Origin of the sequence: Bacteroides sp. AN502(2024) (assembly GCF_041227145.1) — a bacterium.
In the GTDB taxonomy this organism is placed as follows: Bacteria; Bacteroidota; Bacteroidia; order Bacteroidales; family Bacteroidaceae; genus Bacteroides.
In genome coordinates, this window is the sequence record NZ_JBGFSP010000003.1 from 2,891,006 (window position 1) to 2,916,310 (window position 25,305).

23 protein-coding genes and 2 pseudogenes are annotated in these 25,305 nt (G+C 41.2%); 12 read left to right on the forward strand and 13 right to left on the reverse strand.

The genetic code is table 11. The features are described 5' to 3' along the window. Positions 1-7 precede the first annotated feature (7 nt). The 3 genes and pseudogenes from AB9N12_RS11225 to AB9N12_RS11235 form a co-directional block, all read right to left on the reverse strand. Entirely contained in the window at positions 8-676 is a 669-nt protein-coding gene (locus tag AB9N12_RS11225) for a hypothetical protein (protein ID WP_369892148.1), read from the reverse strand. A gap of 42 nt (positions 677-718) precedes the next feature. Then, on the reverse strand, positions 719-1,438 hold the full coding sequence (locus tag AB9N12_RS11230) for a hypothetical protein (protein ID WP_369892149.1): 720 nt from the start codon (positions 1,436-1,438) through the stop codon (positions 719-721). Between the two features lie 265 nt (positions 1,439-1,703). Beyond that, a pseudogene (locus tag AB9N12_RS11235) lies at positions 1,704-2,198 on the reverse strand (mobilization protein); the annotation flags it as partial. Here AB9N12_RS11235 and AB9N12_RS11240 point away from each other — a divergent pair. From AB9N12_RS11240 to AB9N12_RS11265, 6 genes and pseudogenes are all read left to right on the forward strand, one after another. Beyond that, positions 2,199-2,407: pseudogene (locus tag AB9N12_RS11240) on the forward strand (hypothetical protein); the annotation flags it as partial. Positions 2,408-2,902: 495 nt separating this feature from the next. After that, entirely contained in the window at positions 2,903-3,829 is a 927-nt protein-coding gene (locus AB9N12_RS11245) for a hydrogen peroxide-inducible genes activator (RefSeq protein ID WP_369892150.1), read from the forward strand. A gap of 257 nt (positions 3,830-4,086) precedes the next feature. Then, positions 4,087-5,238 (forward strand): IS4 family transposase, encoded by a 1,152-nt coding sequence (locus tag AB9N12_RS11250; RefSeq protein ID WP_369888970.1) that lies wholly within the window; start codon positions 4,087-4,089, stop codon positions 5,236-5,238. Positions 5,239-5,409: 171 nt separating this feature from the next. Next, positions 5,410-6,090, forward strand: coding sequence for an MIP family channel protein (locus AB9N12_RS11255; RefSeq protein ID WP_369892151.1), 681 nt, complete (start codon positions 5,410-5,412; stop codon positions 6,088-6,090). A gap of 309 nt (positions 6,091-6,399) precedes the next feature. Next, on the forward strand, positions 6,400-6,963 hold the full coding sequence (locus tag AB9N12_RS11260; RefSeq protein WP_369892152.1) for a helix-turn-helix domain-containing protein: 564 nt from the start codon (positions 6,400-6,402) through the stop codon (positions 6,961-6,963). Between the two features lie 8 nt (positions 6,964-6,971). Further along, positions 6,972-7,724 carry a phage integrase SAM-like domain and Arm DNA-binding domain-containing protein gene (locus AB9N12_RS11265; protein WP_369892153.1) on the forward strand — a complete coding sequence of 251 codons (753 nt, stop codon included), beginning with the start codon at positions 6,972-6,974 and terminating at the stop codon, positions 7,722-7,724. Here AB9N12_RS11265 and AB9N12_RS11270 read toward each other — a convergent pair. Then, positions 7,654-9,165: an ATP-binding protein gene (locus tag AB9N12_RS11270; RefSeq protein ID WP_369892154.1), complete on the reverse strand. Its 1,512-nt coding sequence runs from the start codon at positions 9,163-9,165 to the stop codon at positions 7,654-7,656. The genes AB9N12_RS11265 and AB9N12_RS11270 overlap by 71 nt on opposite strands. Then, positions 9,165-9,368, reverse strand: coding sequence for a helix-turn-helix domain-containing protein (locus tag AB9N12_RS11275; RefSeq protein WP_369892866.1), 204 nt, complete (start codon positions 9,366-9,368; stop codon positions 9,165-9,167). Before AB9N12_RS11275 ends, AB9N12_RS11270 begins: the two co-directional genes overlap by 1 nt. Before the next feature lie 274 nt (positions 9,369-9,642). Here AB9N12_RS11275 and AB9N12_RS11280 point away from each other — a divergent pair, with 274 nt between their 5' ends. After that, positions 9,643-9,885, forward strand: coding sequence for a helix-turn-helix transcriptional regulator (locus AB9N12_RS11280; protein ID WP_369892155.1), 243 nt, complete (start codon positions 9,643-9,645; stop codon positions 9,883-9,885). A 169-nt stretch (positions 9,886-10,054) separates the two neighbouring features. Beyond that, the gene (locus AB9N12_RS11285) at positions 10,055-10,903 is read left to right on the forward strand and encodes a hypothetical protein (protein WP_369892157.1); all 849 of its coding nucleotides are present in this window, start codon (positions 10,055-10,057) and stop codon (positions 10,901-10,903) included. A 391-nt stretch (positions 10,904-11,294) separates the two neighbouring features. On the opposite strand, the gene AB9N12_RS11290 is transcribed toward AB9N12_RS11285, so the two are convergent. The 4 genes from AB9N12_RS11290 to AB9N12_RS11305 all read right to left on the reverse strand — a co-directional run bounded on the left by AB9N12_RS11290 (position 11,295) and on the right by AB9N12_RS11305 (position 15,115). After that, positions 11,295-12,278 carry a transposase gene (locus AB9N12_RS11290; RefSeq protein WP_369892158.1) on the reverse strand — a complete coding sequence of 328 codons (984 nt, stop codon included), beginning with the start codon at positions 12,276-12,278 and terminating at the stop codon, positions 11,295-11,297. Continuing rightward, positions 12,244-12,630, reverse strand: coding sequence for a hypothetical protein (locus tag AB9N12_RS11295; protein WP_369892159.1), 387 nt, complete (start codon positions 12,628-12,630; stop codon positions 12,244-12,246). Before AB9N12_RS11295 ends, AB9N12_RS11290 begins: the two co-directional genes overlap by 35 nt. A gap of 146 nt (positions 12,631-12,776) precedes the next feature. After that, complete coding sequence (locus AB9N12_RS11300) at positions 12,777-14,135, reverse strand: transposase (protein WP_369889018.1); 1,359 nt, start codon at positions 14,133-14,135, stop codon at positions 12,777-12,779. A gap of 263 nt (positions 14,136-14,398) precedes the next feature. Next, positions 14,399-15,115 (reverse strand): NigD-like protein, encoded by a 717-nt coding sequence (locus tag AB9N12_RS11305; protein WP_369892160.1) that lies wholly within the window; start codon positions 15,113-15,115, stop codon positions 14,399-14,401. Positions 15,116-15,289: 174 nt separating this feature from the next. Here AB9N12_RS11305 and AB9N12_RS11310 point away from each other — a divergent pair, with 174 nt between their 5' ends. Both AB9N12_RS11310 and AB9N12_RS11315 read left to right on the forward strand, forming a co-directional pair. Further along, positions 15,290-15,838, forward strand: a complete 549-nt coding sequence (locus tag AB9N12_RS11310) for an RNA polymerase sigma factor (protein ID WP_369892161.1) — start codon at positions 15,290-15,292, stop codon at positions 15,836-15,838. Positions 15,839-15,844: 6 nt separating this feature from the next. Then, positions 15,845-17,047: an outer membrane beta-barrel protein gene (locus tag AB9N12_RS11315; RefSeq protein ID WP_369892162.1), complete on the forward strand. Its 1,203-nt coding sequence runs from the start codon at positions 15,845-15,847 to the stop codon at positions 17,045-17,047. Here the strand turns inward: AB9N12_RS11315 and AB9N12_RS11320 are convergent. The 4 genes from AB9N12_RS11320 to rsmA all read right to left on the reverse strand — a co-directional run bounded on the left by AB9N12_RS11320 (position 17,013) and on the right by rsmA (position 22,341). Then, positions 17,013-17,924 (reverse strand): urea transporter, encoded by a 912-nt coding sequence (locus AB9N12_RS11320; RefSeq protein ID WP_369892163.1) that lies wholly within the window; start codon positions 17,922-17,924, stop codon positions 17,013-17,015. The two genes, AB9N12_RS11315 and AB9N12_RS11320, sit on opposite strands and share 35 nt — an antisense overlap. A 271-nt stretch (positions 17,925-18,195) precedes the next feature. Continuing rightward, positions 18,196-20,049, reverse strand: a complete 1,854-nt coding sequence (locus AB9N12_RS11325) for a DUF349 domain-containing protein (protein ID WP_369892164.1) — start codon at positions 20,047-20,049, stop codon at positions 18,196-18,198. A gap of 85 nt (positions 20,050-20,134) precedes the next feature. Next, a complete protein-coding gene (mgtE, locus tag AB9N12_RS11330; RefSeq protein WP_369892165.1) occupies positions 20,135-21,475 on the reverse strand; it encodes a magnesium transporter in 1,341 nt (446 codons plus the stop codon). 32 nt (positions 21,476-21,507) lie between these two features. Continuing rightward, positions 21,508-22,341: a 16S rRNA (adenine(1518)-N(6)/adenine(1519)-N(6))-dimethyltransferase RsmA gene (rsmA, locus tag AB9N12_RS11335; protein WP_369892166.1), complete on the reverse strand. Its 834-nt coding sequence runs from the start codon at positions 22,339-22,341 to the stop codon at positions 21,508-21,510. 116 nt (positions 22,342-22,457) lie between these two features. Here rsmA and AB9N12_RS11340 point away from each other — a divergent pair, with 116 nt between their 5' ends. Then, positions 22,458-23,444, forward strand: coding sequence for a lysylphosphatidylglycerol synthase transmembrane domain-containing protein (locus AB9N12_RS11340; RefSeq protein ID WP_369892167.1), 987 nt, complete (start codon positions 22,458-22,460; stop codon positions 23,442-23,444). 121 nt (positions 23,445-23,565) lie between these two features. Then, the gene (locus AB9N12_RS11345) at positions 23,566-25,023 is read left to right on the forward strand and encodes an aminoacyl-histidine dipeptidase (RefSeq protein WP_369892168.1); all 1,458 of its coding nucleotides are present in this window, start codon (positions 23,566-23,568) and stop codon (positions 25,021-25,023) included. Positions 25,024-25,305: the final 282 nt, after the last annotated feature.

A 25,305-nucleotide genomic window follows, 5' to 3' on the forward strand; every position in this document is an offset into this window, starting at 1 on the left:
ATGATAACTATTTAAATTTTTCAATCCACCGATAATCATCACCTTTAGTACTCCATTGGAATTTCCACATATCACCTGTGCTATCATTTATGAGATAGTATTGATACATACTTGTTAATGGCTGAATCGAGAATATACATCTTTCGTTATCAGAAACCAGCTCATATTTGTTTATAGGTACAATCATCAGATTATCTAAATCTTGTGTACTATATTGAACTTGCCATAGTCGTCCATTATACGAATCTAATAGTATGAAAGTCCACATGTTTTGTGTTTTAAACATTTGAAATCTATTAGTCCAATTTGAGGTTGTTTCGGGGTATGCAAGAGAGAAGATGTTGATTGGGGCTGCAAACATATAATCTTCACCCTTCACGCTAAATTGAACTTGCCAATTTTTACCTGTATATGTATCAAGCATTATAAAAGTCCATATATTTTGTGTGTCATAAAGACAAAATCTACCTTCCTTTTCTCCTGAGACTTCCCTCGCAGTACAAATTGTCCAAGATTGACCATCATCCTGAATTTGCAGCACCTCTCCTGTCATCGTGTTTAGTCGAAGTTGATTATGATAATTTTGTGTCCGATACATTTTATAAACCGGACTACTTTGGGCACATGACACAATGGCGATAAACATTGATACCAGAAACAAAATAGCCTTTTTCATATTCATTGTGTTTAAAGATTTATACAACTTAATAAATAGTTATTATTTCTTCTTATTAATGTCCCATTCAAAAGAATATACACAGCCGTCTAAGGGAATATTAACAATCAGATTGTAGCCTTTCTTTCTTTTTATATTCATATAGCCAACAATGCCTTCGTTGGGGTGAATAGTTGTCTTCTTTAAATACCCCTGTTCTTTAATAGCTCTCTCATCAGCCATCATTTTTCCTAATGTGGAAATTTGTGCATTAGCTGCGATATTCGCTTGATACGCCGCATTGGGATTATAATGAGTAGTCATTGTTGTGTAAGCATAACCATTAGGAGAATATGTTGTTGAATAGGAAGTGGAGTATCCTGCACTTCCTGCATTTAATCCAGCTGAGAAGCCATATAGCGCCATAGCCCAATTTTGCGTTCGTTTGACTTTCTTCTGAAATTCCTCATTTGTGTAAACTTGAAGAGATATGCTATCTCCATTTTTATCAATAAGTGATGCATTAACATCATCAGGGTCAAATGTCACATTTTGAGAACTCAAGTTATTTATATGTATCTGTATTTGGTAATATTTACCGTAATCATCTTTAGATTCGTAGCAAGTTAGACTGACTATATAGTTGTTGATATGCCTATATGCCCATAACTTCCCATCATTATATTCTGTAGTAATAGTTGAGTCATTCTCACTTATTACAAAATCTTGAGCTTTACTAATTAAAGTAAAGTACGATAAAATTATGACAAGTACATATCTCATAATTAAATAATAAATGTTTATACTACGCAAAAGCGTGAACTGTATGCCACACTCTTACTTGAAGGTCGTAGGAAACCTCGGATACAGATGTAACAATAGCAGTCCACGCTATAGCGTGAGAACCACTATGCCATCCTTGTATCCTATTTGAAAATTTCCTACGTTTTCAAGTACAAGATAAGCATAACGCTTCTTTTTTTCTTATGTCTTGGATAGAGTTGCCTCAATCCGATTGCAAAAGTACGAAAAATCCGTGATATGTCATTTAACTATTGCGGACTTTATTTTGATTTACAGTTTCATACCTCTTATTTTGTTGCGGGGCCAGTATTCCGATAGTTTCTCTAAACTCGTTCATTTTCTTTCTGAACCAGCTTACATGTGATACTCCATCAATTTTGAAATCAAATTTACCGTTTTCATATTCCTTGATGGCACAGACGGAATGTCGTATCTCAAAACTTCGATTGAACTCCGAAGAATAGAGTTTGCTTTGTATGCTGACATCCTTGAACTTGCATAGTCTTCTTATGATACCGTCATCAAAACCTAACTGCTTTCGTAGGAAGTTTATCATCGGCATCAGCTTCTTCACATACGGGAAGTAGCGTTTGACAAAATCCACAAACTCTGACAGCTTGCAGTTTTGTTGCTCATAAGCATTTTTAGTCTTCTGTATTTGTTTGACTTGTTGCAGTTCCCTTTGTCGGGCTTTTTCTTCAAGCTCAAAGATACGGTCTTGTAAATCTTCATTCTTACGGAAGTTTCATTTAATGTGAAAAATACAGGAAAGTATGATGGCGAGGAAGTGGTACAACTTTATATAAGAGATGAATATGCGTCAGTTGTTCAGCCGATATTTTTATCAATCAAGGGATGGAACGAACTGTTGAGTCAGGAACTTTTCAGGTAATGATTGGTAGTTCTTCAGATGATATTAGATTAAATGGCTCATTTTTAGTTGAATAGGATTCCTTTTTATACAAGTTGCAGTTTATTTTGTAATGAAATTCAGATCAACGGCGGTTTGCTTCACACATTACTACATCCATATAAGCAAATCAGTTCTCCGGATTTGTCCAATCCGGTTTCCTTTGATTGCCTAATCGAATTCATCGCTTTGCCTATTCCGACTTCGTTTGACTATAGTTTCCCTTGCGCATAACTATAGTCTCCCTTGCGTATAACTATAGTCATACGCAAAGTACACTATAGTTATACGAAATAAAATAGCCTAACGGACAGCATCCTGGCTGGCAATTGTCCCAATTAGAAATGCATGCTGGAATCATCTTCTATAGAACCGCTTCAACGGGGTCTTACCATGTGATTCTGAATCGTTGGTGCTAATTGATATTGGATTGTTTTTCTGCACTGCAAAGATCAGGCGTAAAATGCTTGCTGTCGAACTGAAAACTTCTATCTTTGCATGGGTGAAATCTATAACTTAATATGATTTGATAGATGACGATACAACAATTGGAATATATACTGGCTGTAGATCAGTTCAGGCATTTCGCTCGGGCAGCCGAACATTGTCGTGTGACGCAACCCACTTTGAGTGCAATGATTCAGAAACTGGAAGATGAATTGGGTGTAAAACTTTTCGATAGGACGGTACAACCCGTTTGTCCGACAGCCATCGGGCAGAAAGTGATAAAGCAGGCCCGTGTGATTCTGGTACAGGCAGCCCAAGTGAAAGAAATAATCAGTGAAGATAAACAGTCATTATCCGGTGTATTCCGCTTGGGAGTATTGCCAACTATTGCTCCTTATTTGCTTCCCCGCTTTTTCCCTCAGCTAATGGAAAAATATCCCGAGCTGGATATTCGTGTCACGGAAATGAAGACACAGGATATTCAGCTGGCTTTGCATGTCGGAGATTTGGACGCAGGGATTATTGCCAGTAAGTTAGAAGACACATTCCTGACGGAAGAGACTCTTTTTTATGAGCAATTCTACGCATATATATCAAGGAAAGAATCCTCTTTCAAGCATGAAGTTATCCGCACTTCCGATATAACAGGTGAACATCTTTGGCTTTTGGACGAAGGACACTGCTTCCGAGATCAACTGGTCCGTTTTTGTCAGATGGAAGCGGTGAAGGTTAGTCAGATGGCTTATCGTTTGGGAAGTATAGAGACCTTTATGAGAATGGTAGAAAGTGGAAAAGGAATCACTTTTATTCCCGAACTGGCAGTGACTCAATTGACAGAAGAACAGAGACAATTGGTACGTCCGTTTGCTATTCCCCGACCGACGCGGCAGGTGGTGCTGGCGACAAATAGGGATTTTATTCGTCACAGCATGCTATGTGTTCTGAAAGAGGAAATAAAAGCGGCGGTTCCCAAAGCAATGCTTACTTTGCAGTCTGTACAATGTTTGCTATAATAAATAGGATCGAGAGGATTCCGGAGAAATTTATAGGAGTGAAGTCATTGCTCAATTCTTGCTTTTACGATGTGCCCATAAAGTAAAGGCTAGTATGGTGTTAAAAAGTCCTTTTTCCCCATATATGCTTGGCTTTTCTCTAAAAATATTGCGGAAATCAATATTGTCCTAAATAAATTGGGAGAACAAATAAAAAGGAAGTAGAACTAAGGTAAAATGACTACCTTAGTAGCGAGCCACCAACTCATCTACTTCCTATGGCAAATATAACACTTTTCGCACAGGTAATATCACATCTCCCGAAAGAAAATATCAGGAAAATCATAAAATCTTCGGGGTCAGACAAGCATTGTAAGGGCTACAATACATGGAGTCAGTTTGTTAGCATGATTTTCAGCCAATTCTCAGGATGTGATTCAGTCAGAGATATCTCAAACGGGCTGAAATCAGCCACCGGCAACCTCAATCATTTGGGAATCAACCGTGCACCATCCAAGTCAACGGTAGCATATCAGAACGCCAACCGAGACAGTTCGGTTTTTCGCGGCATATTCTACTCGTTGTTTCAGTATTTCGGACAGCAAGCCCTATGGCAACGAAGAAAGTTCCGTTTCAAGATGCCGATAAAACTGCTCGACTCCACATTGGTGTCATTGACTCTGTCAATATATGACTGGGCACATTACACTACCACCAAGGGGGCGGTCAAGATGCACACGCTATTGGACTATGACAGTCTTTTGCCGGAGTTCGTGAATATCACCGATGGCAAAACCACCGACAACAAAGCTGCTTTTGATATTGAGTTACATCCGTATAGTATTGTAGTAGCCGACCGAGGCTACTGTGACTACTCATTGCTGAATAATTGGGACAGCAGCAACGTGTTCTTTGTAGTGCGTCATAAAGACAATATCCGGTACAAAGCCATAGAGGAGTTGCCTTTGCCTGAAAAACACGCTCAGAATGTACTTATTGACGAAATAATCGAGTTCGAACTCTCGGCGGCCAAATCCAAATATCCCAAACGTTTACGTCGCATCGCAGTATGGAACGATGAACACGGTTTTGAAATTGAGTTACTCACAAACAACTTCACATTGGCAGCATCAAGCATAGCGGCTCTGTACAAGGCTCGGTGGAACATAGAAATCTTCTTTCGCAACCTCAAGCAACTGCTACGCATCAAGAGCTTTATCGGCACATCCCGCAATGCCGTAGAGACCCAAATATGGACTGCTATGACTACAATGCTGATTCTGACATGGCTAAAGCACATCGCAAGATACAAATGGGCATTGGCTAACCTTGTGGTCACGCTCCGGCTGAACACATTTACCAAAATCGACCTCCAAAAATGGCTTGATCAACCATTTACACCACCTCCCGAAACCATCGAAAACGATTAGGGGGGATTGATTTTGAACTCTCGAGGCTATACTTAACAGTATAGTCAGTTAGCTCATGCTCAAAATTTATTTAGGACAATATTGTGCGGAAATAGTAATAATTTGGCAGATAGGTTTTGTTTTTTGGGGCTAATTCTCTATATTTGATGCATTAACCAATTATTTATAGTTATGAAAAAGTATATTGCAGAAATGATTGGAACGATGGTGCTCGTTCTTATGGGATGCGGAAGTGCCGTTTTTGCCGGTAGTGTGGCCGGTACGGTAGGTGCCGGTGTGGGAACAGTCGGCGTAGCTTTAGCATTTGGTCTTTCAGTAGTAGCGATGGCGTATGCTATCGGAGGAATTTCAGGATGTCACATTAATCCTGCTATTACATTAGGAGTGTTTTTAACCGGTCGTATGAATGGAAAAGATGCTGGTCTGTATATGATTTTCCAGGTCATCGGAGCCATTATCGGCTCGGCTATTCTTTTTGCTTTAGTTTCTACCGGTGCTCACGACGGACCTACGGCGACAGGCTCAAATGGGTTTGGTGATGGAGAAATGCTGCAGGCATTTGTTGCGGAAGCAGTATTTACATTCGTATTTGTATTGGTAGTGCTTGGCTCTACCGATCCGAAGAAAGGAGCTGGTAATCTGGCAGGGCTTGCCATCGGTTTAACTCTTGTGTTGGTACATATCGTATGTATTCCTATCACAGGGACTTCTGTAAATCCGGCACGTAGTATTGCTCCGGCATTATTCCAAGGAGGAGAAGCATTGTCACAGTTATGGCTGTTTATCATTGCTCCATTTATAGGAGCTGCGTTGAGTGCGGTAGTCTGGAATTATCTGGAAGATAAGAAATAACTTTTTAGAAGAAAGAAAACAGACTATAAAGAAGTTCGCTAAGGGAAAATAACCAACAATAACAATCGGAAACCAAGAGGGTGTGTCAAAATCCCCTTTTTGAGGAAATCACCCCTGCTATAGCTATCTGTGGCAGGGGTGAACTTTTATATCTAGGCATTATGACACACCCCCTTGCCGTTTTAAGGGGTTTACTGATTCTTACCGATTTCTATAGATTCGTTGATATATTCTGTACCATATTTGTACCGCGACAAAAAAGTAGATAGAAAGCGACTAAAAAATAAACGTAAAAAACATCAATTCACCATGCTGGGTATTTCATTAGAAATTCGACGTAAATGTAAGGTCTGTGGGACAGTCTTTCTCGTCAAGAAACTGGATTCGCAGTACTGCTCTGCCAAGTGCAGCAAAGTAGCGTACAAACGTAAGCATGATGCAGAACAACGCGAGATACGCCTTGCGAAGTTTGCAGCAAAGATTCCTGCATTTCAGGAGTACATCTCTGTTAAGGAGGCGGTAGCCATATTTGCAGCTGAACGTGATTCCATTTATAGAATGGTAAGGAGTGGCAAGATTCATTCTGTGAACTTGGGCAAGCGACTTATCAGAGTTTGCCGAAAGGATTTGGAAGCACTTGTTCCAACACGTAAGAAGATTCGTAAGGAGCAATACACTCCAATGCCAAAGCTTTATAGTCTGGATCCAAAGGACTGCTATACTATTGGAGAAGTTTGCAAGAAGTATCGTATCAATGATTCCACTGTATGGGCTCATGTACGCAAGTATTCTATTCCATCTCGTCAAATCGGAAACTTCGTTTATATACCCAAAAAGGAAATCGATAACTTATATAAATCAGATGTTCTATGAAGAAAGCAATGTTACACACTAAGGTTTCTGTAAAACTCCGTAAGTCCGAACTACGTGACGAATGGTATCTTTACTTGGAAGCCTACCCTGTCTTTAAGCCAGGTAAGGAGAAGCCACAGCGAGAGTGTGAGTATCTCAATCGCATTATCACTACCCCAATGTGGGATAAGACTCGTCCTGCTCGTATCAATGCAAGTGGCGAACAGTCTTTCAAACCACAACGTGACCAAAATGGCATTATCGTATGTCGTTCAAAGGCAGATCGTGAGGTTTGCATATTTGCCGATAATGTCCGCAATCTTCGTCAGCATGAGTATGATAATGCAGAACTCTACTCTGAGATGGATCAGGCAATAGCCGAGAAGATAGAGAACGGCAAGGCAAACTTTATTGAATACTTTGCAAAGGTAGCAGAGAACCGACACAAGAAAGGTTCGAAGGGTATAGTCATCAACTGGAATCGCGTACAGGAACTCCTTGAGATCTATGCTGAGGGTGACTTCTATCCTTTTTCCAAGGTCACACTACGGATGCTTGAGAGTTTCAAGTGCTTCCTGTTGACAGCACCACGTGGAGGAAATAAGTCTGCTATCATCTCACAGAATACAGCTGCAACCTATTTTGCTATTTTCAAGGCTGCCGTTCATCAAGCATTCATTGATGGTTATCTTGTCATATCGTTCTTTTATATTATTCAAGTATCACCTCCCAGAAGCCACCTTTGTCAGGTCCTATTCGGTTTAGGTATTTGCCTCGCATAACGGAGATGTTTGAACTTACTGCAGCGACACTGATGCCGATGGTTTTAGATAGTTCTTCCTTGGAAACATATGGATTATCCATCATGAGCATAAGCATCCGCTTTCGGTTTTCTGTCAACTTATCTCCGTTTGCTATAAACTTTTCTGTCAACTTATCTATCAATCCTTCTCGGTTTTCTGTCAACTTTTCTGTGGCATCTTTGGCGTTTTCTATGATTCTACCGCTGTTTTCTATCATCTTATCTGTAACTTCAGGCACGTTATCTATCAACTTGCTGGTGTTCTTATAGACAGAAATCTTTAGAATGAAGGCATCAAGATGAACCTTTGGTTCGGAAGTGTGGTTGACATTGAGTTCACGATAGATACGGTCCATGCCTTCGCCGAATTCCTTGACATACTTGTATGCCTTTAGGTATTGGGCAATCTTTGGATTGCGAGAAAAGTGGGTGTGGCGGATGTTGTCTGGACGTACAAGTCCTGGGAGATCGCCAGGCGTTTCAAAGACAAGGCGGTCATCGAACATCTTTATCTGTATCTCGGTGCCCTTGATGTTGTACGCCCTATGACAAACACTATTGACCACCATTTCTTGTATGACAAATTGAGGGTAGTCACGATCTGTACGGAAGAGTCCGTCCTCTCCAAGGTAGGAATGTTCGCGTACCTGGGTTTCAAGATAGTCAATGGTGCTTCGGACTTGTTGAAGGATGACTCCCTCGAAAGTCGCGTCTTTGATGACGTTCATCTCAGTACCGACCTTCTCTTCTGTTCCTTCGTAACGAATGAATCGGGTACGAGCACGTGGAAAGAATCGTTGTGGATTCTTACCAAAGAGGAGAATGCAAGCAGTACTGATTTTCTGCAGACCATCTACTTCCATAACGAAATCATTGTTCTCACGAAGATACTCCATGGCAGATTTGTTGTAGCCAATGACATCCATATAGTCATTGACAAGATTCATATCTACGTCATTGATACTCGCACCATAGACATCCTTGTCTTCATAATAGCGTTCGCCTTTGTCGTAAAGAAGCTGCATTCGCTCTTCAAAGTTGAGTTTCTTGCTCTTGTCACCAACACGCATGAAGCATTCGTCAGCTTGATTGGTGTGGAGTTGACCACTGGCAGGAATGTACATGAGAAGAATGCGATTTTCTTTGCCTTCGGAGTCAGTGCATGGAACATACTCACACTTGACCCTTACGGATGGATTGCAGAAGTCGTATGGAACACGAAGCAGGTCGTTGAGTCGCATCTCATTTCCGTCAACACCTTCTATTCGCCGCGTCTTGTCAGACACACCGATAGCAAGCACACCTCCATCAGCATTAGCCATTGCCACAATCGGAATCGCTAATGCTTTGGGCTCAATTTGAATGCTCTTGCAATCAAATGTCTGTCCTTCTTTGCGAGTTGTTATTTCTTCTATCGTCATTATTTCTCGGTGTCGTTAAGCAGATCTTTTACATTTACATCTAAAGCCACTGCAATCTTGTCCAATGTCTGTAGGTCAGGTTGTGCTACGTTGCTGCACCATTTCGATACGGTGCAATTGCTTTTGCCGACTTGTCCAGCCAGCCATTTGCCTGTTCTATCTTTTTCTGCCAATACAACCTTGATTCTGTTCAGCTTCTTTATTTCTTCCATGATAAAATGTTTTAATTTAAACGCAAAATTATAAAAATTATGCGATAAAGAAGAATTTTCAGATGAAAATTTACGCTAATAACACAATTCTCTTTAGAAAATCCCTTTTCAAGGACTCTATCTTACAAATCAACACCTGATTTTTAATATGCTTACTATTGCGTTTGTTCTTTCATGATGTGAGATATTCAGATATTTTCTTGTGTATTACAAAAATTATTTATAACTTTTCACGAAACGCAAAGAAATAGATGATATAAATAATATGGGTAATATCGATAATACGAGTAATACCAGTAACATTCCCAAGGGTGACATCAATCGCCTGAAGGTGGTGCTGGTGGAGCAGAAACGTACAGCAAAATGGTTGGCAGAAAAGGTAGGTAGAGACCCTGCCACGGTAAGTAAGTGGTGTACGAATATCGTACAACCAAACCTTGAAACTCTTCGTCTGGTTGCTGCTATTCTTGATGTGGACATTAGGGACTTGCTTTGCCCTACAAAATGACATTGAGTATGCGAAGATACTAATCAATCGTTGATATGATAAAAATCTTAGATTGTATTGACAATTTCATATGGCATTTAGGCTGGGGAATCATTATCATTGTTCTCGGCTTAGTTTGGGGTGGAGTCATTGATAGTTTTGACACGGTTTGTAACTATGTTATGTCTATTTGCCATATTTCTATATTTTTGCTTTAGTCTATACGGCATTCAAAGCAATATTATTTGGCATTAAGTTGTATATAGAAGTACAAATCGAGAAGAAGACCAAACATCTACAGGCTGTTATTGAGAAGCAACAAAGCCAAATAAAGGAACAAGAGAGTTGCATTCAAAACGAACTGGACAAGACCCTCAAAGATGTTGCTGCAACTCAACAAACTGATGCGGAATCTATCATAGAATCTTTAAGAAAAAGTCTGCCTGATGTGGTTTCTAGTCTAGTTGAAGAACAGGTAACCCTGCGGAGGGCTCAGGAAAAACATAGGGTGGAATTTGAGTATCAACAAAAAATGTCTGAGCTTAAGAATAGGTCAATTTCTGTTGAGTCTCTCCTTGAAACTCATGAGAAACTGGGACGAATCAACAAAGAACTTGAAGAGACGGAAAGGCTTGAACAGGAAGATCGCCTCAAAACGACAACGGAGTATGCAGCACTTTTCTTCGCTCTGACTAAGACGCCTGTAGAAGATGTAGAAAAAGTATTGATGGTTGTAAAATCATTTATTGAACATGGTTATGTGCCAGCTGATAAGAATTTGAAGATTGCATACAACAAGAAACTGAGCAATGCAGAGCTGAAACAGTTTGCCATCAACATCCTTAACTACAATCAAAAGGAGAACTACGATTTTACGAACTTCCTGATGACGTACTTCAGTGACTGGTTTACCGGCAAGAGGGAGAACATATTAAAGAACTACAATGTTCTGCCTAAGGACTCCCTAGTATCAAAAGATGGTCTTGAAGCTGACTTGAAACGCCTACGCAATCAGAGTGGTGACGAAGAGAATTCCTAACGGCAAGGCTCAAGGTGCGGATTTCGAGTCCCGAAGTAAACGCCCATGATATTGACCGTGGATAGCAAATTTAGAGATTATTCCACATTTGTACCATACGGATTTGCTCAGATGCAGAAAAATTTGTACCTTTGCAAACAACAAATAGGAAAGCGAAAACATTTAGGATGCTTATGGTGTCTCAAATTTGTACTATAAAATTTATATCTCGCTGATTTTCAGTGGTGTTTAAATTAGGAATATTCAGTAAATGTTCCCCCCAAATACCATGGCATATGAAGATGATAGAGTATAATCACTTCATATGCCATTATTATTGTCATTTTTCTGTATATTCTCATATAGGGTCACCGGTAAAGTCTTGTGGGGGCATCGATAAAGTCCTGTGGTTTTATGCATAAATTTTAGTTAGTCTATACAAGAAAAAGGGTATGTCTATAACCCCTCTAAGTTGTGCTCTGAACAGTTTAACTTTCGCATTAAATGATTCTGCAGCAGCATTTGATGCCCTATTAATATAGAAGTTTAGTATCTCCTCACTTCTGTCATATAATGTAGCAGCTATTGTGTTAAACGAGTCAAATCCAGATTGCTCTACTTCTTGATACCACTTCGCTAAATTGGTTCTTGCTCCTGCCTTTATCGATCGTTTATTAAAAATCATTCTTAAAGAATGACTAAGTGAATATGCCCGTTTAATATCCGGATATTCTCTGAATAAGACTGTAGCTCTGAGCTTCTGTGCTTCAGTCCATTTTTCAGCAGATTTGAAAAGCAGATACCGGCTCCTTGCCAATAATTCCTTGCGTGTATCACCATTCTCAAAGGTAAAAGGGATATATTTCTTTTTCAGACCTTTAGCTTCCTGCCTGACATCAGTCTCTTCTTGTATAGCTTCCCAACGGTGTCCGATTCTAATTTCCTGTACAGCATCACACGCCAGCTTTTGAATATGGAAGCGATCTATCACACGGATAGCCGAGGTGAAACATCTGCGAACGATCTTGCACATACTTTCTGACAAATCAAGAGTGACCTCCCGCACCATCCGAAGTGCTTCTTCAGGGATTTGTTCTAGCACAGCTATGACATCGTCAGCCTTGGTACCCCTGACAATAGCCACGATAGCACCTTTACCACCGTGTGCCTCTCTGTTGATGATTATAGTATATAACTCACCATTAGAAAGGGAAGTTTCATCAATACTCAAGTACGGTCCCAGGTTCTCGGAAAACAGCAGCCAGTTTGCGGCATGGGACAGTTGATCCCACATGCGGTAGTCACTTAGATACTCTTTATATTGCCGCTCAAACTGATCACCGTCAATATGATAATAACGTTCAAGAGAGCGGGCCGTAATCGGGTATTTCTCCAAGCAATCCTTTTAAAAAAGACGCGAATTCTTTTGAATGTCGCGTTCCCTGAGCGGTAAGCTCAAAAGTGTTACAGATGATAGAACCGGTTTCCTTGTCGAGCCATTTACGACGCCGTACACATAAGCTTACCTTACGGTCACGGATAGGAAAATCACGAATATAAACCGAAGGTAGAAAACCTTTGGATTCTAAAGAGTGAACCCTAGGGGACAAGGGAGGAAGATTTTGCTCATCTAAATGAATGGTTAACATTTCAGCGGTGTCCTCTATTTTAACAATATCAAAACACTCCAACAGGTCAGCTGGGAGTATGAAGCGAGCAAGAACTAAAAGAGTATCGTAACTAGTCATAAGAGTTTTTTGAAGGCAAAGATAAGAATTGGAGAGAAGAAGACCACATGATTTTACCGGTGAGCCCTCATATACTCTTATCTGACAATACATGAAGTTCCGGAAGAAGTCTTCTGACCTCTTCTGATTCTTTCAGTAAACTCATATCATGCAGCTTTCCCCGTTCTGTTCCTGATCTTGTCAATCATCAGTATGGCATTTGCTGTATGTATTCCGAAGAAAATCCACAGGATTTCCGTCTTCTTGTTCCTTGCCTTTATCCTTGGGAGCGAGTAATGTTGCTTTTGAGTGCCGAAGCTTCCTTCAAGCCGTGTGGCCCTTTCTTTTGAGAGTTCGCTTCTAAGCACCTTCCTCAAAGGCTCATCTTTGCCCTCCCTTCCCTTGCGCACAAAGGATGTGGATATCCCATATTTAGTACAGAACTTTCTGTTGGCATTATTGGCATATATGGAATCGGCAGCCACACATCTTACCCTTACATTCATCAGCTTCTGCTGCATACGGATACAGTCCTTCAAGCGTATCCCCTCATTGAAAGCCTTGAACGAGAGGTGTTCGATGAACGATATGCCGTCTATCTGTATATTATTGACCTTTGCACCGAACTCGACGGACTTGGTTTCCTTGCCTCTGACGATGGGACGTACATAATGACGGTCGATGCTGATGATGCGGTCACTGACTTTTCGCCCTTCAAACATTTCCTTTTCCTGTACAAGCACCTTTCTGATGATGGAAAGACGCTTATGGTAATCCTGCGTATATCGGAGTAAAGCACCGTACTCGCTATGGAGCCCATCCCTTTGACTGAGGAGCTTTTCAAGAAGCTTGATCATACGGCGCTTAAGCATTCTTGTCCTTGAAGCTCTCCTCTTTCTTTTCTTGCAGTAGGACAGATAGGATTCCGCCACATTCCTGTATTTGTTGCGCGGACGCCTTATGCCCAGATCCCTGCAATGCCGGCATATATGACTGTAGAGCCATTCGATGCTTTCCCAAAGGAGTTTCATGTCCGTAGGAAAACGCATGTGGCTCTCATAGCATGTGGCATCGGTCATGCAGACGTGAAGGTTATCAAGATAAGGTTTCCAGTGTGAAGCCAGGATCTCCTGGAAGGAATCAATGTCAAGGCGGGATGCTATCTCATTACGGATGGCACTGACTATCTTGAAGTTGGTTATGGGAAGGGACGGGGGGATCATGATGCCACAGAACATCTGGTAGTGTATGTTCCCGTTCAGATGTTCCACCAGTTTCCTGTCGGAGAATCCGGTGTATGCCTTCAGGACCATAAGGGCGATCTTTGCGGAAGGACTGAATATGTTCCTGCGGCCCAAACGTTGTTCAGACAGGCCTGCGGCTTTTGCCATACGATCAAATGGAAAGACCGAATGAAGCCTGCCAAGCTCACTCTCATGAAAACTCTTGCGGCATTTTTCCAGAATATCAAATTCTGTAAAGCCCAAAGTTGGGTGGATTTCTGAAATTTTTTGTATCTTAGCCATATCTTAGTTGGGGAATTTCCCCCGTTTGGGCCGTCAAACCTTGTTTTCGGGGGAATACCTAAAGATACTAAAAAGCCAACTAATTCGCAATAATTTGTGTATGAATTAGTTGGCTCATTTTATAATATTTAATGAATGTCCCTAAATTAAAAGAAAAAGAAAAAGTAAAAGGGCGACAGTTTCACAACTACCGCCCTTTTTGCGTAATTAATATATGATATTAAAAAAGAGTGTGTTTCGCATGTTCACATTAGATTATTCGCTTAATGAAATTTTACTTCATAAGTTTTCAGCCCGCCATAGATGGTGTTGACACGGATTCTTAGTCCCTTTTTCCCCTCCATCCGTTCTTTTATCTTATCCAGTTTGAAAGACACATATCCTTCGCCTAAACGTTGAGGATAATCTCCTTCACTGTTATGTCGGAACTCCAGATTGATATACTCGTCTTGATCTTCGTCAGCAGTGGGAGCAGCCTTCCCTTTGTCGTTAATCACCAGATTCAGGAAATGTTTTTTATCTTTACTAGATGTTCCGTAATATTGGAATTCAATCGTCAGATATTTATTATTCTTATTGATCCACATATAAGTCGCATTGATTTTATCATCTCCGATTTTCTCTTCGTTGTTGTCATCTTCACCCATTGTGACGATCTCTTTGGTTAAGATTGGATGGATACCTTTCACCTGAATAGTAAGGTCGTATCCATTCACAGGCTCTTCCAGCTCGTTAAATATCACAAAAGCTCGTTGTCCTTCCACCCAATTTTCATTGCTCCATCCTTGTGAGTTGCCGGGGTACATCTTTTTTCCATTATCCAAGGTGAAATAAAATTCCTTGCTGTCCTGACTAAGCATATTGATGGTGCTGATAACCAGAAGATCGGACGGATTTTCATCGTCGTCCAAGCATGACTGGAGAATCGGCACGATAGTCGTAATAGCAAAGATAAAGGCAATGAATTTAAATTTCTTCATATACTTACTCGGTTTTAGATTTTTAAAATTTATTCTTTGTGTAGTGAAAATGCAGGGAGATAGAATATATTGCATTCGGATCTGTTAAAGAAACAAAAGTAATAAAAGAGTTGTTCTCTCTATGCAGTATTTCTATCTTTGCTGCATTTTTAAGGTAAACACGTGTATAAGAGAATGGAAGAAATAGAGTTGTCGGAACAATGCAGGCAGGGTAATAACCGGGCCCGCAAGGAACTGTACGAGCAGTATGCAGGGCGTATGCTTGGCATCTGTCTACGTTATGCCGGCGACCGGGATACAGCCCAGGATCTGCTTCACGACGGTTTTTTAAAGATATTCGATTCGTTCGATAAGTTCACCTGGAGAGGAGAAGGCTCCTTGCGAGCCTGGATGGAAAGGGTGATGGTCAACACAGCCTTACAGTATCTTCGGAAAAATGATGTAATCAATCAGTCGACACCTCTTGAAGAGTTTCCCGAAGAGTATGAAGAGCCGGATGCTTCTGATGTAGAAGAGATTCCACAAGATGTGTTGATGCAGTTTATTGAAGAGTTGCCCGTCGGTTATCGTACAGTGTTCAACCTTTATACATTTGAAGACAAATCGCATAAAGAAATCGCGCAGGTATTAGGTATCAATGAAAAATCCTCAGCCTCGCAACTGTTTCGTGCGAAGAGTGTATTAGCAAAAAGAGTAAAAGAATGGATAACGCATAATGGATAGATAGAGATGAAAGAGAAAGGATTGTGGATGAATAAGTTGAAGGAGAAGCTCGCGGATTATTCCGAGCCGATACCTGCTTCCGGTTGGGAACAACTGGAGAAAGAGCTTATGTATCCTGTGGAGAAGAAAATATATCCTTATCGAAAATGGATGATGGCTGTTGCGGCTATTCTGATATTAGCTGTCGTTTCGTCAGTAAGTCTGTATTTTCTAGGGACACCCGCTGCGGATGAAATACGCCATATACAGACTCCGGCATTAGCTTCTACTCCCGATGGATTGCCGGGAGGGCAACAATCGGATATGCAGGGAACCGTTGTGGAACCTGTCTTACGACCGATAACTCGTGAAGATCGTTTGGCGAAAGTCGACAGGAATCATACGGAGCAGACGACGAGTGCAGATCCATCAAGAATCGGTAACGAGAATGATTCTGCAACCGCCAGCCGGGGGCAGGTACAGGATACAGAGCGATTGAATAACAGACCGCATCGTCCTTCCGGTAAAGACAAACTTCATATTCCGACAGAAAAAAGAGCTTCGCAAAAAGGGACATGGTCAATGGGACTCTCAGTGGGGAATTCAGGAGGTGCTTTGACAGAAGTGGGTGCCGGATCTCATGCTTATATGTCTCGTTTGAGTATGCTTTCAGTTTCCAACGGTTTGATGGAGACGATTCCTAATGACCAAACGGTGGTCTTCAAAGATGGAGTACCTTATCTGCGTCAGGCAAAACAGGTGGTTGATATAAAACATCATCAGCCTATCTCTTTCGGATTGTCTGTTCGTAAAGGTTTAGCTAAAGGATTCTCCCTTGAGACAGGACTGACTTATACGCTGCTTCTTTCGGATGTAAAACTGGCAGGAGAAGAACAACAGATAGAACAGAAACTACATTATATCGGTATCCCACTGCGTGCCAACTGGAGTTTCCTGGATAAGAAATTCGTCAATCTTTATGTCTCCGGTGGAGGTATGGTTGAGAAATGTGTTTATGGCAAGCTGGGATCTGAAAAAGAAACAGTGAAACCTTTGCAGTTCTCGGTATCCGGTGGCGTAGGTATGCAGATCAATGCAACGAAACGTTTGGGTATTTACGTGGAACCGGGTGTCGCTTATTATTTCAATGATGGCTCCGATATACAAACGATACGTAAGGAGAATCCGTTAAACTTCAACATACAAGCCGGTGTTCGTCTGACTTATTAGTACGAACTGTCTTACTAGCTAATCTGATTACTTTTTGTATCATTATTATGATCCATACAGATATAACAAAGGGAGCGGTTAAGGTAGGGATACCCAAACTCATTCCTAGAATTTGTAATACGGTCGACAGTAAGACAGAGCATCCTGCCCATACTCCACTTTTCCAGGTCGCCCCTCCTAAAGCGATGGCACATAATACACCATTATAGCCCATTAATCCGGCATTTAAGTTTGTTGCATCCACTTCAAGTAAAATGGCTAGAGGAATGGGAAGAAGCGCTCCTAAGATGGTATAGAGAGTTGCCTTTCGAGAATTAATCAAAATACCTATAAGGAAAAATAATCCGGAGAGAACTGTATTTCCCTGAAACATGACTTGCCCTATATCCAAACAGAAGGCTTGGAAATAATCGATATTCTGTATGGTATCAATAGCCGTATCGGAAACTAGTAGTGAATCTGGTATAAGCCAGCTGCAAACTCCCAACATTCCCCATACGGCAAGAATGAAAGGAGCGGTAAAGCCGGGGAGCAAACGTTGCCGGCTGAAAAAATAGGCAATCCATGTGGAAAGGGCCGAAGCGATAATCAACATGATTAAACTTCCTATCGATAATGGTAGAAATACGCCAACTGCTATACCTACTAACGCTCCATTAAATCCGTATAATCCATTTTTTATATCATCATGCTTATATCCCGAAAAATAGGCTGTCAGTGTACTTATTATAGTGCCGCAGACTGCTAGTATTCCCATTTGCCATGAGTTTAGAAAGATTCCGATTAGCATGAATAATCCGGATAACGCATTATTCTGAAACATCACTTGTCCTATTCCACGTCCCAGAGTGAGCAATAAATTGTGTATGAAGATCATTTATTTAAATTGTTGATTGATAAAATGATGGCAAAAGTACAATCTTTTATAGAGAATAGCAAGAGATGTGTAGTCGGAAGGTTGTGTGTGAGGTCGGCTCGATTGGTATAGTCAGGAGAAATGGGAATTGGGTGTGAAAAGCCGTAAGGTTGATGCTTTCGAAATAAATCTTAAATGGACTGTCATTTTGTGGGGTAGAAAAACAAACAGGTTTTATGGCTCCAGCGGACATAAAACCTGTTTCTTATGTTTCTTTAAATCAGACGGGAGATTATTCTTCTGCTTTTATTGATTCGTCGATTACTTTTATTTTTTGCAATACCAGTTCCAAGTCTGCTTTCAGTTTGTCTACTTTGCGGTTCAGCTCGGTCAGTAGGCTGCTGCCTTTCTTGGAAGTAGAGGTCAGGAAGCCCAGATTGTTCTCATAAGTCTGAAGTTCATTCTTCATATTCTCATAAGTACGCACCAGTTTCTCACGTTCTCTGTATAGAGATTGGGTGCCACCTTCTTGGATGTTGCTGATATTCGAACGGAAGTTACTTAACTTTTTGTTGGAAACATTGATATTGAAACGGTCGAATAGCTGGTCGATTAATCCGTGATATTGCTTGTATAGCTTATCTTTTTCTTTGAACGGCACATGACCGATGGAATTCCACTCTTTCTTCAAATCCCGAACCAAGCTGATTGCTTCTTCAGTATCCATGTTCTCATCGATTGCGGATAGCTTTTCTATCAACGCTTTCTTCTTTTCCAGATTTTCTGTTTCGACAGAACGTTGTGAAGAAGTTGCCTTGTTTTTTTGTTCAAAGAAGTAGTCGCAAGCTGTGATAAAACGTTTCCAGATGGCATCCGAATGTTTCTTGGCTACCGGTCCGATGGTCTTCCACTCCTTTTGAAGTTTGGTCAGTGTGTCGGCAGTCACTTTCCAGTCTGTGCTATCTTTTAAAGCTTCTGCTTTTTCGCAGAGTGCTTTCTTCTTTTCCAGATTTTCGTTCATCCCTTCTTTCAGGCTCTTGAAGAATTCTCCTTTCTTCTTGAAGAAATCATCGCAGGCACGACGGAAACGTTCGAAGATCTTCACATTCATCTTTTGGGGTGCAAAACCGATGGTTTTCCATTTATTTTGCAGGGCAATTACCTCCTGAGTCTTATTTTCCCAAGCCGAGAATGTTTTCAATTCATCATACTCAATCGCTTCAACGATTTCACAGATTACGGTTTTCTGATCCAAATTGTGCTGTTCGGCTTCTTTCAATGCTTCGAAGTGCTGTTGATGGCGTCGGTTAACTGCAGTAGAAGCAACTTTGAATCGATTCCAGATTTCGTCGCGCAGTTCTTTGGCTACCGGACCTGTATCGCGGAACTCCTGATGTAATTTCTGAAGTTGATGGAAAGCGGAGACAACATCTTCCTCGTCAGTCAACTTTTCGGCAGCTTCGCAGAGGTGAGTTTTGATTTCCAGATTCTTTTTGAAATCGTATTCACGGAACTCATTGTTCAGTTTCAATAAATCGTAGAACTTCTCTACATATAATTGATAGTTTTTCCAAAGCTCATTCACTTTGCCTTGAGGTACCAATTTGGTGTCATTCCATTGCTGTTGTAGTTTCTTGAATTCCGTATAGGATTTGTTGGCATCATCTCCGGATTCTACCAATTCTTTCAGCTCTTCGATAATAGAAAGTTTCACTTGTAGGTTTTCTTCCTTCTGGCGTTCCAGTTCGGCAATCTGCTTACTGCGTTTTTCCTTGATGACTCCCATCAGGCGTTTGAATTCTTCTTCTGTCGGGTCTTCTTGAGCAACAAAATCTTCCAGGTTTCCACCGTTGTCTGTAAACTGTACTTTAGCCGTTTCTAATTCGGCATTATGTAACTTGTAGAATGATTGTTTCAGATTGTCTATTTCCTGTTTGTTCGCATTTTCAGCGTCTTGCGCAAGCTCTTTCAGCTGGTTTAGTACCTCTTCCTTAGTGACAGGTTTAGGAACTGCTTCAGGTTGAACTTCGGCAGTCACTTCTGCAGTCGGAGTCTCTGTAATAGCTTCAGAAACCTCGGCTGTTTTCTTTTCTTCTTCTAATTCCCCTTGGTTCAAGGGCAGATTAGTGTCTCGAGCGTCCATCATTGTATATTAGTTTTGGGTCACAAATTAATGAAATAAAACGATTACTTCATACTATTTTGCTTATTTTTTTTTATTTATCGTGCTTTTATGACAATAAAACAGTTATTCCCATGTACAACATCATCCCGATGATGTCATTTGTTATGGCAATAAACGGTCCTGTTGCAATGGCAGGATCAATTTTCAGCTTCTCCAGTGTCATTGGTACCAGTGTTCCAAAGATGGAAGCAAACATGACCACGGCAAACAGACTGATAGATACGGAATAGGTGACCGTAGCCGTTGCTCCGAACCGGATGAAGTTGTAGGTATATACTAATAAGGAAATAATAGTGGCGTTAATTAAAGCTACTACAGCTTCCTTGGTTATTTGCTTGAATGTATTTTTAGCGTCCAGCGAACTGTTAGCCAGTCCTTGTACGATGATAGCAGAAGATTGCGTTCCTACATTCCCTCCTGTACCACCGATCAGTGGGATGTATAGTGCCATTTCGGGATGAGCGGCAAAAGTGGCATCGAAATTTCCTAATATCATGGAATTGCCGATTCCACCGATCATGCCGATCAACAACCATGGAAGGCGGGCTGTGGTCTGTCTGAATACATTATCATCTGTTTCTACGTCTTGCGAAAGACCGGATGCCAACTGATAGTCACGTTCTGATTGTTCACGAACTTCATCCATGACGTCGTCAACGGTGATTTGTCCCACAAGCCGGCCGATACTGTCGACAACGGGAATGGCTACCAAGTCATACTTTTCGATCGCCTGTACCACTTCGTCGATAGGGGTATCAACGTGCACGGAAATCGGATCTTTCTGCATCACGTGTTTCACTTTGGATACAGAAGGAGAAGTAATCATCTTTTTGAGCGGGAAGATACCTCGTAGACGTTCGTCGTCATCGATGACATATACATAATAAATTTCGTCCAGCTCTTCTGCCTGTTGGCGCATTTCTTTCAGGCATTCTGGCATACTCCAGTTCTCGTTGACGAGCACCATTTCCGTACCCATCAAACCACCGGCAGTATTTTCGTCGTATTTCAGCAAGTCGACAATATCACCTGCCTGTTCGATGTCCTCGATGTGAGAAAGCACCTCTTCTTGCTTATCTTCATCGAGCTCACGCATCAGGTCTACGGCATCATCCGTATCCATGTAGTCAACAAAGCGTTTGGCGATTGTCTCCGAAGGAAGCATTTCGAGCAGCTCTTTACGAGCGTCTTCATCCATCTCGACAAGCACATCAGCGGCTATTTCGTTATCGAGCAGGCGATAGACGAACTTGGCCTCTTTCGGATTCAGATCATTGCACAATTCGGCAATGTCGGCCGGATGGAGGTCGATGAGAAGGCTTTTTACCGTATCAGCATCTTTTTGCTCAATAAGGTGTTTAACGTTGTCAATGTATTCCTCGTTCATTGTTGTCAATTACAAATTACGAATTACAAAATTTAGTTTTCTGTCCATTGCTGCCCGTCGGTCGGTTGTTGGTTGTTTCCTGCAGTTTTTAATGCTTCTTCCACTTTGTTGGTCAAATCGATAAATTCTACTACCGATAGTTGCTCCGGGCGTTTATTAAATAATATATCCTCCATGAGTGGACAATCTTTGCCTAAAATTGGTTTGATAGAGTTGCGTAATGTTTTGCGTCGTTGGTTGAAAGTTGTTTTTACGACTTGTTTGAATAGTTTTTCGTCACATCCCAACTCTTTGGTCTCGTTGCGCGTCATGCGGATAACAGCGCTTTTCACTTTGGGAGGTGGGTTGAACACGTGCTCACTCACTGTGAATAGGTATTCTACTTTATACCATGCCTGTATCAATACGCTAAGGATACCGTAAGTTTTACTGCCCGGTCCGGCTGCAATGCGTTCGGCTACCTCTTTTTGAATCATCCCTGTGCAACAAGGAATGATATCTTTGTTGTCCAGCATCTTGAAAAAGATTTGGCTGGAGATGTTGTATGGGTAATTACCGGTTAGTACAAAAGGCTTGCCGTCGAACAGCCGATGAAGTTTCATCTTCAGAAAGTCATCTTCAATGATGTGGTCCTCCAACGACGGATAAGCTTCGCGAAGATAGGCAACCGACTCATAGTCAACTTCTACGACTTTTACCAACCGATCTTTTTTTACCAGAAATTGGGTCAATACTCCCATGCCCGGTCCCACCTCCAGAATAGGCAGTTCGGGAAACGTGTCGACGGTATCGGCAATATCTTGCGCAACTTTCAGATCTTTTAGAAAGTGCTGCCCGAGAAACTTTTTAGGCTTTACTAATTTCATTTACCAGCTAAATAATTACTTTTGCAGCTGACAAAGGTAATTCTTTTAAATGAAGAACGTACCACTATTTATTAAAAAATAAATAATGTGTCAGCGAAGCTAATGAAGAATTAAGGATGAAGAAACTATTAAAAAAGACGCTGAAACTGATATTACCGGTTGTTTTAGGCGGCTTTATTTTATTTTGGGTGTATCGCGACTTTGATTTTGCAAAAGCGGGCGATGTGTTGTTACATGGTACAAATTGGTGGTGGATGCTCTTCTCATTATTGTTCGGGGTATTTGCACAAGTCTTTCGTGGATGGAGGTGGAGACAGACGCTGGAACCGTTGGATGCTTACCCGAAAAAGAGCGATTGCGTGAATGCTATCTTCATTTCTTATGCTGCCAGTCTGGTGGTTCCCCGGATCGGGGAGGTGAGCCGTTGCGGGGTATTGGCAAAATATGATAACGTCTCGTTTGCCAAGTCGTTGGGAACAGTTGTTACGGAGCGGTTGGTCGATACATTGACTATTTTTCTCATCACTGGCATTACTGTATTACTTCAATTACCGATATTCGTCACTTTTCTTCAGCAGACCGGAACAAAAATACCTTCCCTTGTCCATCTCCTGACTTCTGTATGGTTCTATATCGTCCTGTTCTGTTTGATAGGTGTGGTGACACTTCTTTATTATTTAAGAAAAACGCTGTTCTTTTATGAGCGGGTGAAAGGCTTTGTGCTTAATATATGGGAGGGGATTATGTCTTTAAAAGGAGTGCGTAACATTCCTCTCTTTATTTTTTATACATTGGCTATCTGGACGTGTTATTTCCTTCACTTCTATTTCACGTTCTATTGCTTTGCTTTTACGGTACATTTGGGTATTCTTGCTGCTTTGGTTATGTTTGTGGGCGGTACGTTTGCGGTGATTGTGCCTACTCCTAACGGGGCGGGACCATGGCATTTTGCCATCATTTCTATGATGATGCTTTATGGGATAAGTGTGACGGATGCCGGAATATTTGCCTTGATTGTGCATGGAATCCAAACCTTTCTGGTTATTTTGTTAGGCATCTATGGTTTGGCTGCTCTACCGTTTGCCAGTAGACATCTGGGTTGAAAATCTAGCTAAGAATGCGTATTTTTAAATGTTTTTGCTGACGTGCTTTGCTATCTGAAAACTTTTCCATAACTTGGCACTGTTTAATTAGTAGATGTAAAATCGTTTTAAAATATTTATTATGAATACTATTCTTTCTTTGGCTCCACAGAATGTGTGGAAGCATTTTTATTCGTTGACACAGATTCCTCGTCCATCGGGACATATGGAGAAAATAACAGAATTTCTTCTAGGTTTCGGAAAAGGCTTGGGACTGGAGTCTTTTGTAGACGAAGCGGGTAATGTAATTATTCGTAAACCGGCAACTCCGGGGATGGAAAACCGGAAAGGTGTAATTCTTCAGGCGCACATGGATATGGTTCCGCAGAAGAACAATGATACAGTACACGATTTTGAGAAAGATCCGATTGAAACTTATATAGACGGTGACTGGGTAAAAGCGAAAGGTACTACTTTGGGTGCGGATAACGGACTGGGAGTAGCTGCTATTATGGCAGTGTTGGAAGCAAAAGATCTGAAACACGGTCCTTTGGAAGCTCTGATTACTAAAGATGAAGAAACCGGTATGTATGGTGCATTTGGTTTGAAGCCGGGTACCCTGAACGGAGAAATCCTGTTGAATCTGGATTCTGAAGATGAGGGTGAATTGTATATTGGTTGTGCCGGAGGTATGGACGTAACTGCTACTCTGGAATATAAGGAAGTAGCTCCGGAGGAAGGAGATATTGCAGTGAAAGTAACCTTGAAAGGATTGCGTGGCGGACATTCGGGATTGGAAATCAATGAAGGGCGTGCCAATGCCAATAAGTTGTTGGTTCGTTTTGTTCGTGAAGCGGTTGCCAGTTATGAAGCTCGTTTGGCTAGCTGGGAAGGTGGTAATATGCGTAATGCTATCCCACGTGAGGCACATGCGGTTATTACCATTCCGGCTGAAAATGAAGAAGAAGTGCTGGGCTTGGTGAAATATTGCGAAGACTTGTTTAATGAAGAATATTCGGCTATTGAAACTCCGATCAGTTTCACAGCTGAGCGTGTGGAACTTCCTGCGGGTGAAGTTCCCGAAGAAATTCAGGACAATCTGATTGATGCAATCTTTGCTTGTCAAAACGGTGTGACACGTATGATTCCTACAGTTCCGGATACGGTAGAGACTTCTTCCAACCTTGCTATTATCACGATTGGTGAAGGAAAGGCGTCCATTAAGATTCTGGCTCGCAGTTCGAGCAATAGCATGAAGGAGTATCTGACTACTAGCTTGGAGTCTTGCTTCTCTATGGCAGGTATGAAAGTCGAGATGACAGGGGGGTATTCCGGCTGGCAACCTGATGTTAATTCTCCGATTCTGCACGCGATGAAGGCATCCTATAAGCAACAGTTTGGTGCAGAACCTGCGGTGAAAGTGATTCATGCAGGTTTGGAATGTGGTATCATTGGTGCTATTATTCCGGGATTGGATATGATTTCTTTTGGTCCGACTTTGCGCTCACCGCATTCACCGGACGAAAGAGCATTGATTCCTACTGTACAGAAGTTCTATGACTTCTTGGTGGCAACTTTGGAGCAAACTCCAATGAAATAACGTATTTCTCTTTATATAAATTTCTCCTATTATATATAGGTAACTATAGTGAAGGCACAGATGACATTCCGTCTGTGCCTTTTTGTCATATTTATGATAGCATCTGTGCCGATTTTGCGTTATAACAAATAAATTAATTGATGCAAATCAATAAATATGCTATAAAACATAATATTCTCTCTTTTTTAGATGCGATGAATAAACAAAGGCTGTATTTTTGTGTTGTATAACATGTAATTAAGAGGATAACAAAATGAAAAGTTTAAAAAGATTGTTTAGAAA

Excerpts from the sequence above, each read along its gene's own strand:
- AB9N12_RS11225 (WP_369892148.1), bottom strand. The coding sequence starts at position 676 with ATGAAAAAGGCTATTTTGTTTCTGGTATCAATGTTTATCGCCATTGTG.
- AB9N12_RS11230 (WP_369892149.1), bottom strand. The coding sequence starts at position 1,438 with ATGAGATATGTACTTGTCATAATTTTATCGTACTTTACTTTAATTAGT.
- AB9N12_RS11245 (WP_369892150.1), top strand. The coding sequence starts at position 2,903 with ATGACGATACAACAATTGGAATATATACTGGCTGTAGATCAGTTCAGG.
- AB9N12_RS11250 (WP_369888970.1), top strand. The coding sequence starts at position 4,087 with ATGGCAAATATAACACTTTTCGCACAGGTAATATCACATCTCCCGAAA.
- AB9N12_RS11255 (WP_369892151.1), top strand. The coding sequence starts at position 5,410 with ATGAAAAAGTATATTGCAGAAATGATTGGAACGATGGTGCTCGTTCTT.
- AB9N12_RS11260 (WP_369892152.1), top strand. The coding sequence starts at position 6,400 with ATGCTGGGTATTTCATTAGAAATTCGACGTAAATGTAAGGTCTGTGGG.
- AB9N12_RS11265 (WP_369892153.1), top strand. The coding sequence starts at position 6,972 with ATGTTACACACTAAGGTTTCTGTAAAACTCCGTAAGTCCGAACTACGT.
- AB9N12_RS11270 (WP_369892154.1), bottom strand. The coding sequence starts at position 9,165 with ATGACGATAGAAGAAATAACAACTCGCAAAGAAGGACAGACATTTGAT.
- AB9N12_RS11280 (WP_369892155.1), top strand. The coding sequence starts at position 9,643 with ATGGGTAATATCGATAATACGAGTAATACCAGTAACATTCCCAAGGGT.
- AB9N12_RS11295 (WP_369892159.1), bottom strand. The coding sequence starts at position 12,630 with ATGACTAGTTACGATACTCTTTTAGTTCTTGCTCGCTTCATACTCCCA.
- AB9N12_RS11300 (WP_369889018.1), bottom strand. The coding sequence starts at position 14,135 with ATGGCTAAGATACAAAAAATTTCAGAAATCCACCCAACTTTGGGCTTT.
- AB9N12_RS11305 (WP_369892160.1), bottom strand. The coding sequence starts at position 15,115 with ATGAAGAAATTTAAATTCATTGCCTTTATCTTTGCTATTACGACTATC.
- AB9N12_RS11310 (WP_369892161.1), top strand. The coding sequence starts at position 15,290 with ATGGAAGAAATAGAGTTGTCGGAACAATGCAGGCAGGGTAATAACCGG.
- AB9N12_RS11315 (WP_369892162.1), top strand. The coding sequence starts at position 15,845 with ATGAAAGAGAAAGGATTGTGGATGAATAAGTTGAAGGAGAAGCTCGCG.
- AB9N12_RS11320 (WP_369892163.1), bottom strand. The coding sequence starts at position 17,924 with ATGATCTTCATACACAATTTATTGCTCACTCTGGGACGTGGAATAGGA.
- AB9N12_RS11325 (WP_369892164.1), bottom strand. The coding sequence starts at position 20,049 with ATGATGGACGCTCGAGACACTAATCTGCCCTTGAACCAAGGGGAATTA.
- mgtE (WP_369892165.1), bottom strand. The coding sequence starts at position 21,475 with ATGAACGAGGAATACATTGACAACGTTAAACACCTTATTGAGCAAAAA.
- rsmA (WP_369892166.1), bottom strand. The coding sequence starts at position 22,341 with ATGAAATTAGTAAAGCCTAAAAAGTTTCTCGGGCAGCACTTTCTAAAA.
- AB9N12_RS11340 (WP_369892167.1), top strand. The coding sequence starts at position 22,458 with ATGAAGAAACTATTAAAAAAGACGCTGAAACTGATATTACCGGTTGTT.
- AB9N12_RS11345 (WP_369892168.1), top strand. The coding sequence starts at position 23,566 with ATGAATACTATTCTTTCTTTGGCTCCACAGAATGTGTGGAAGCATTTT.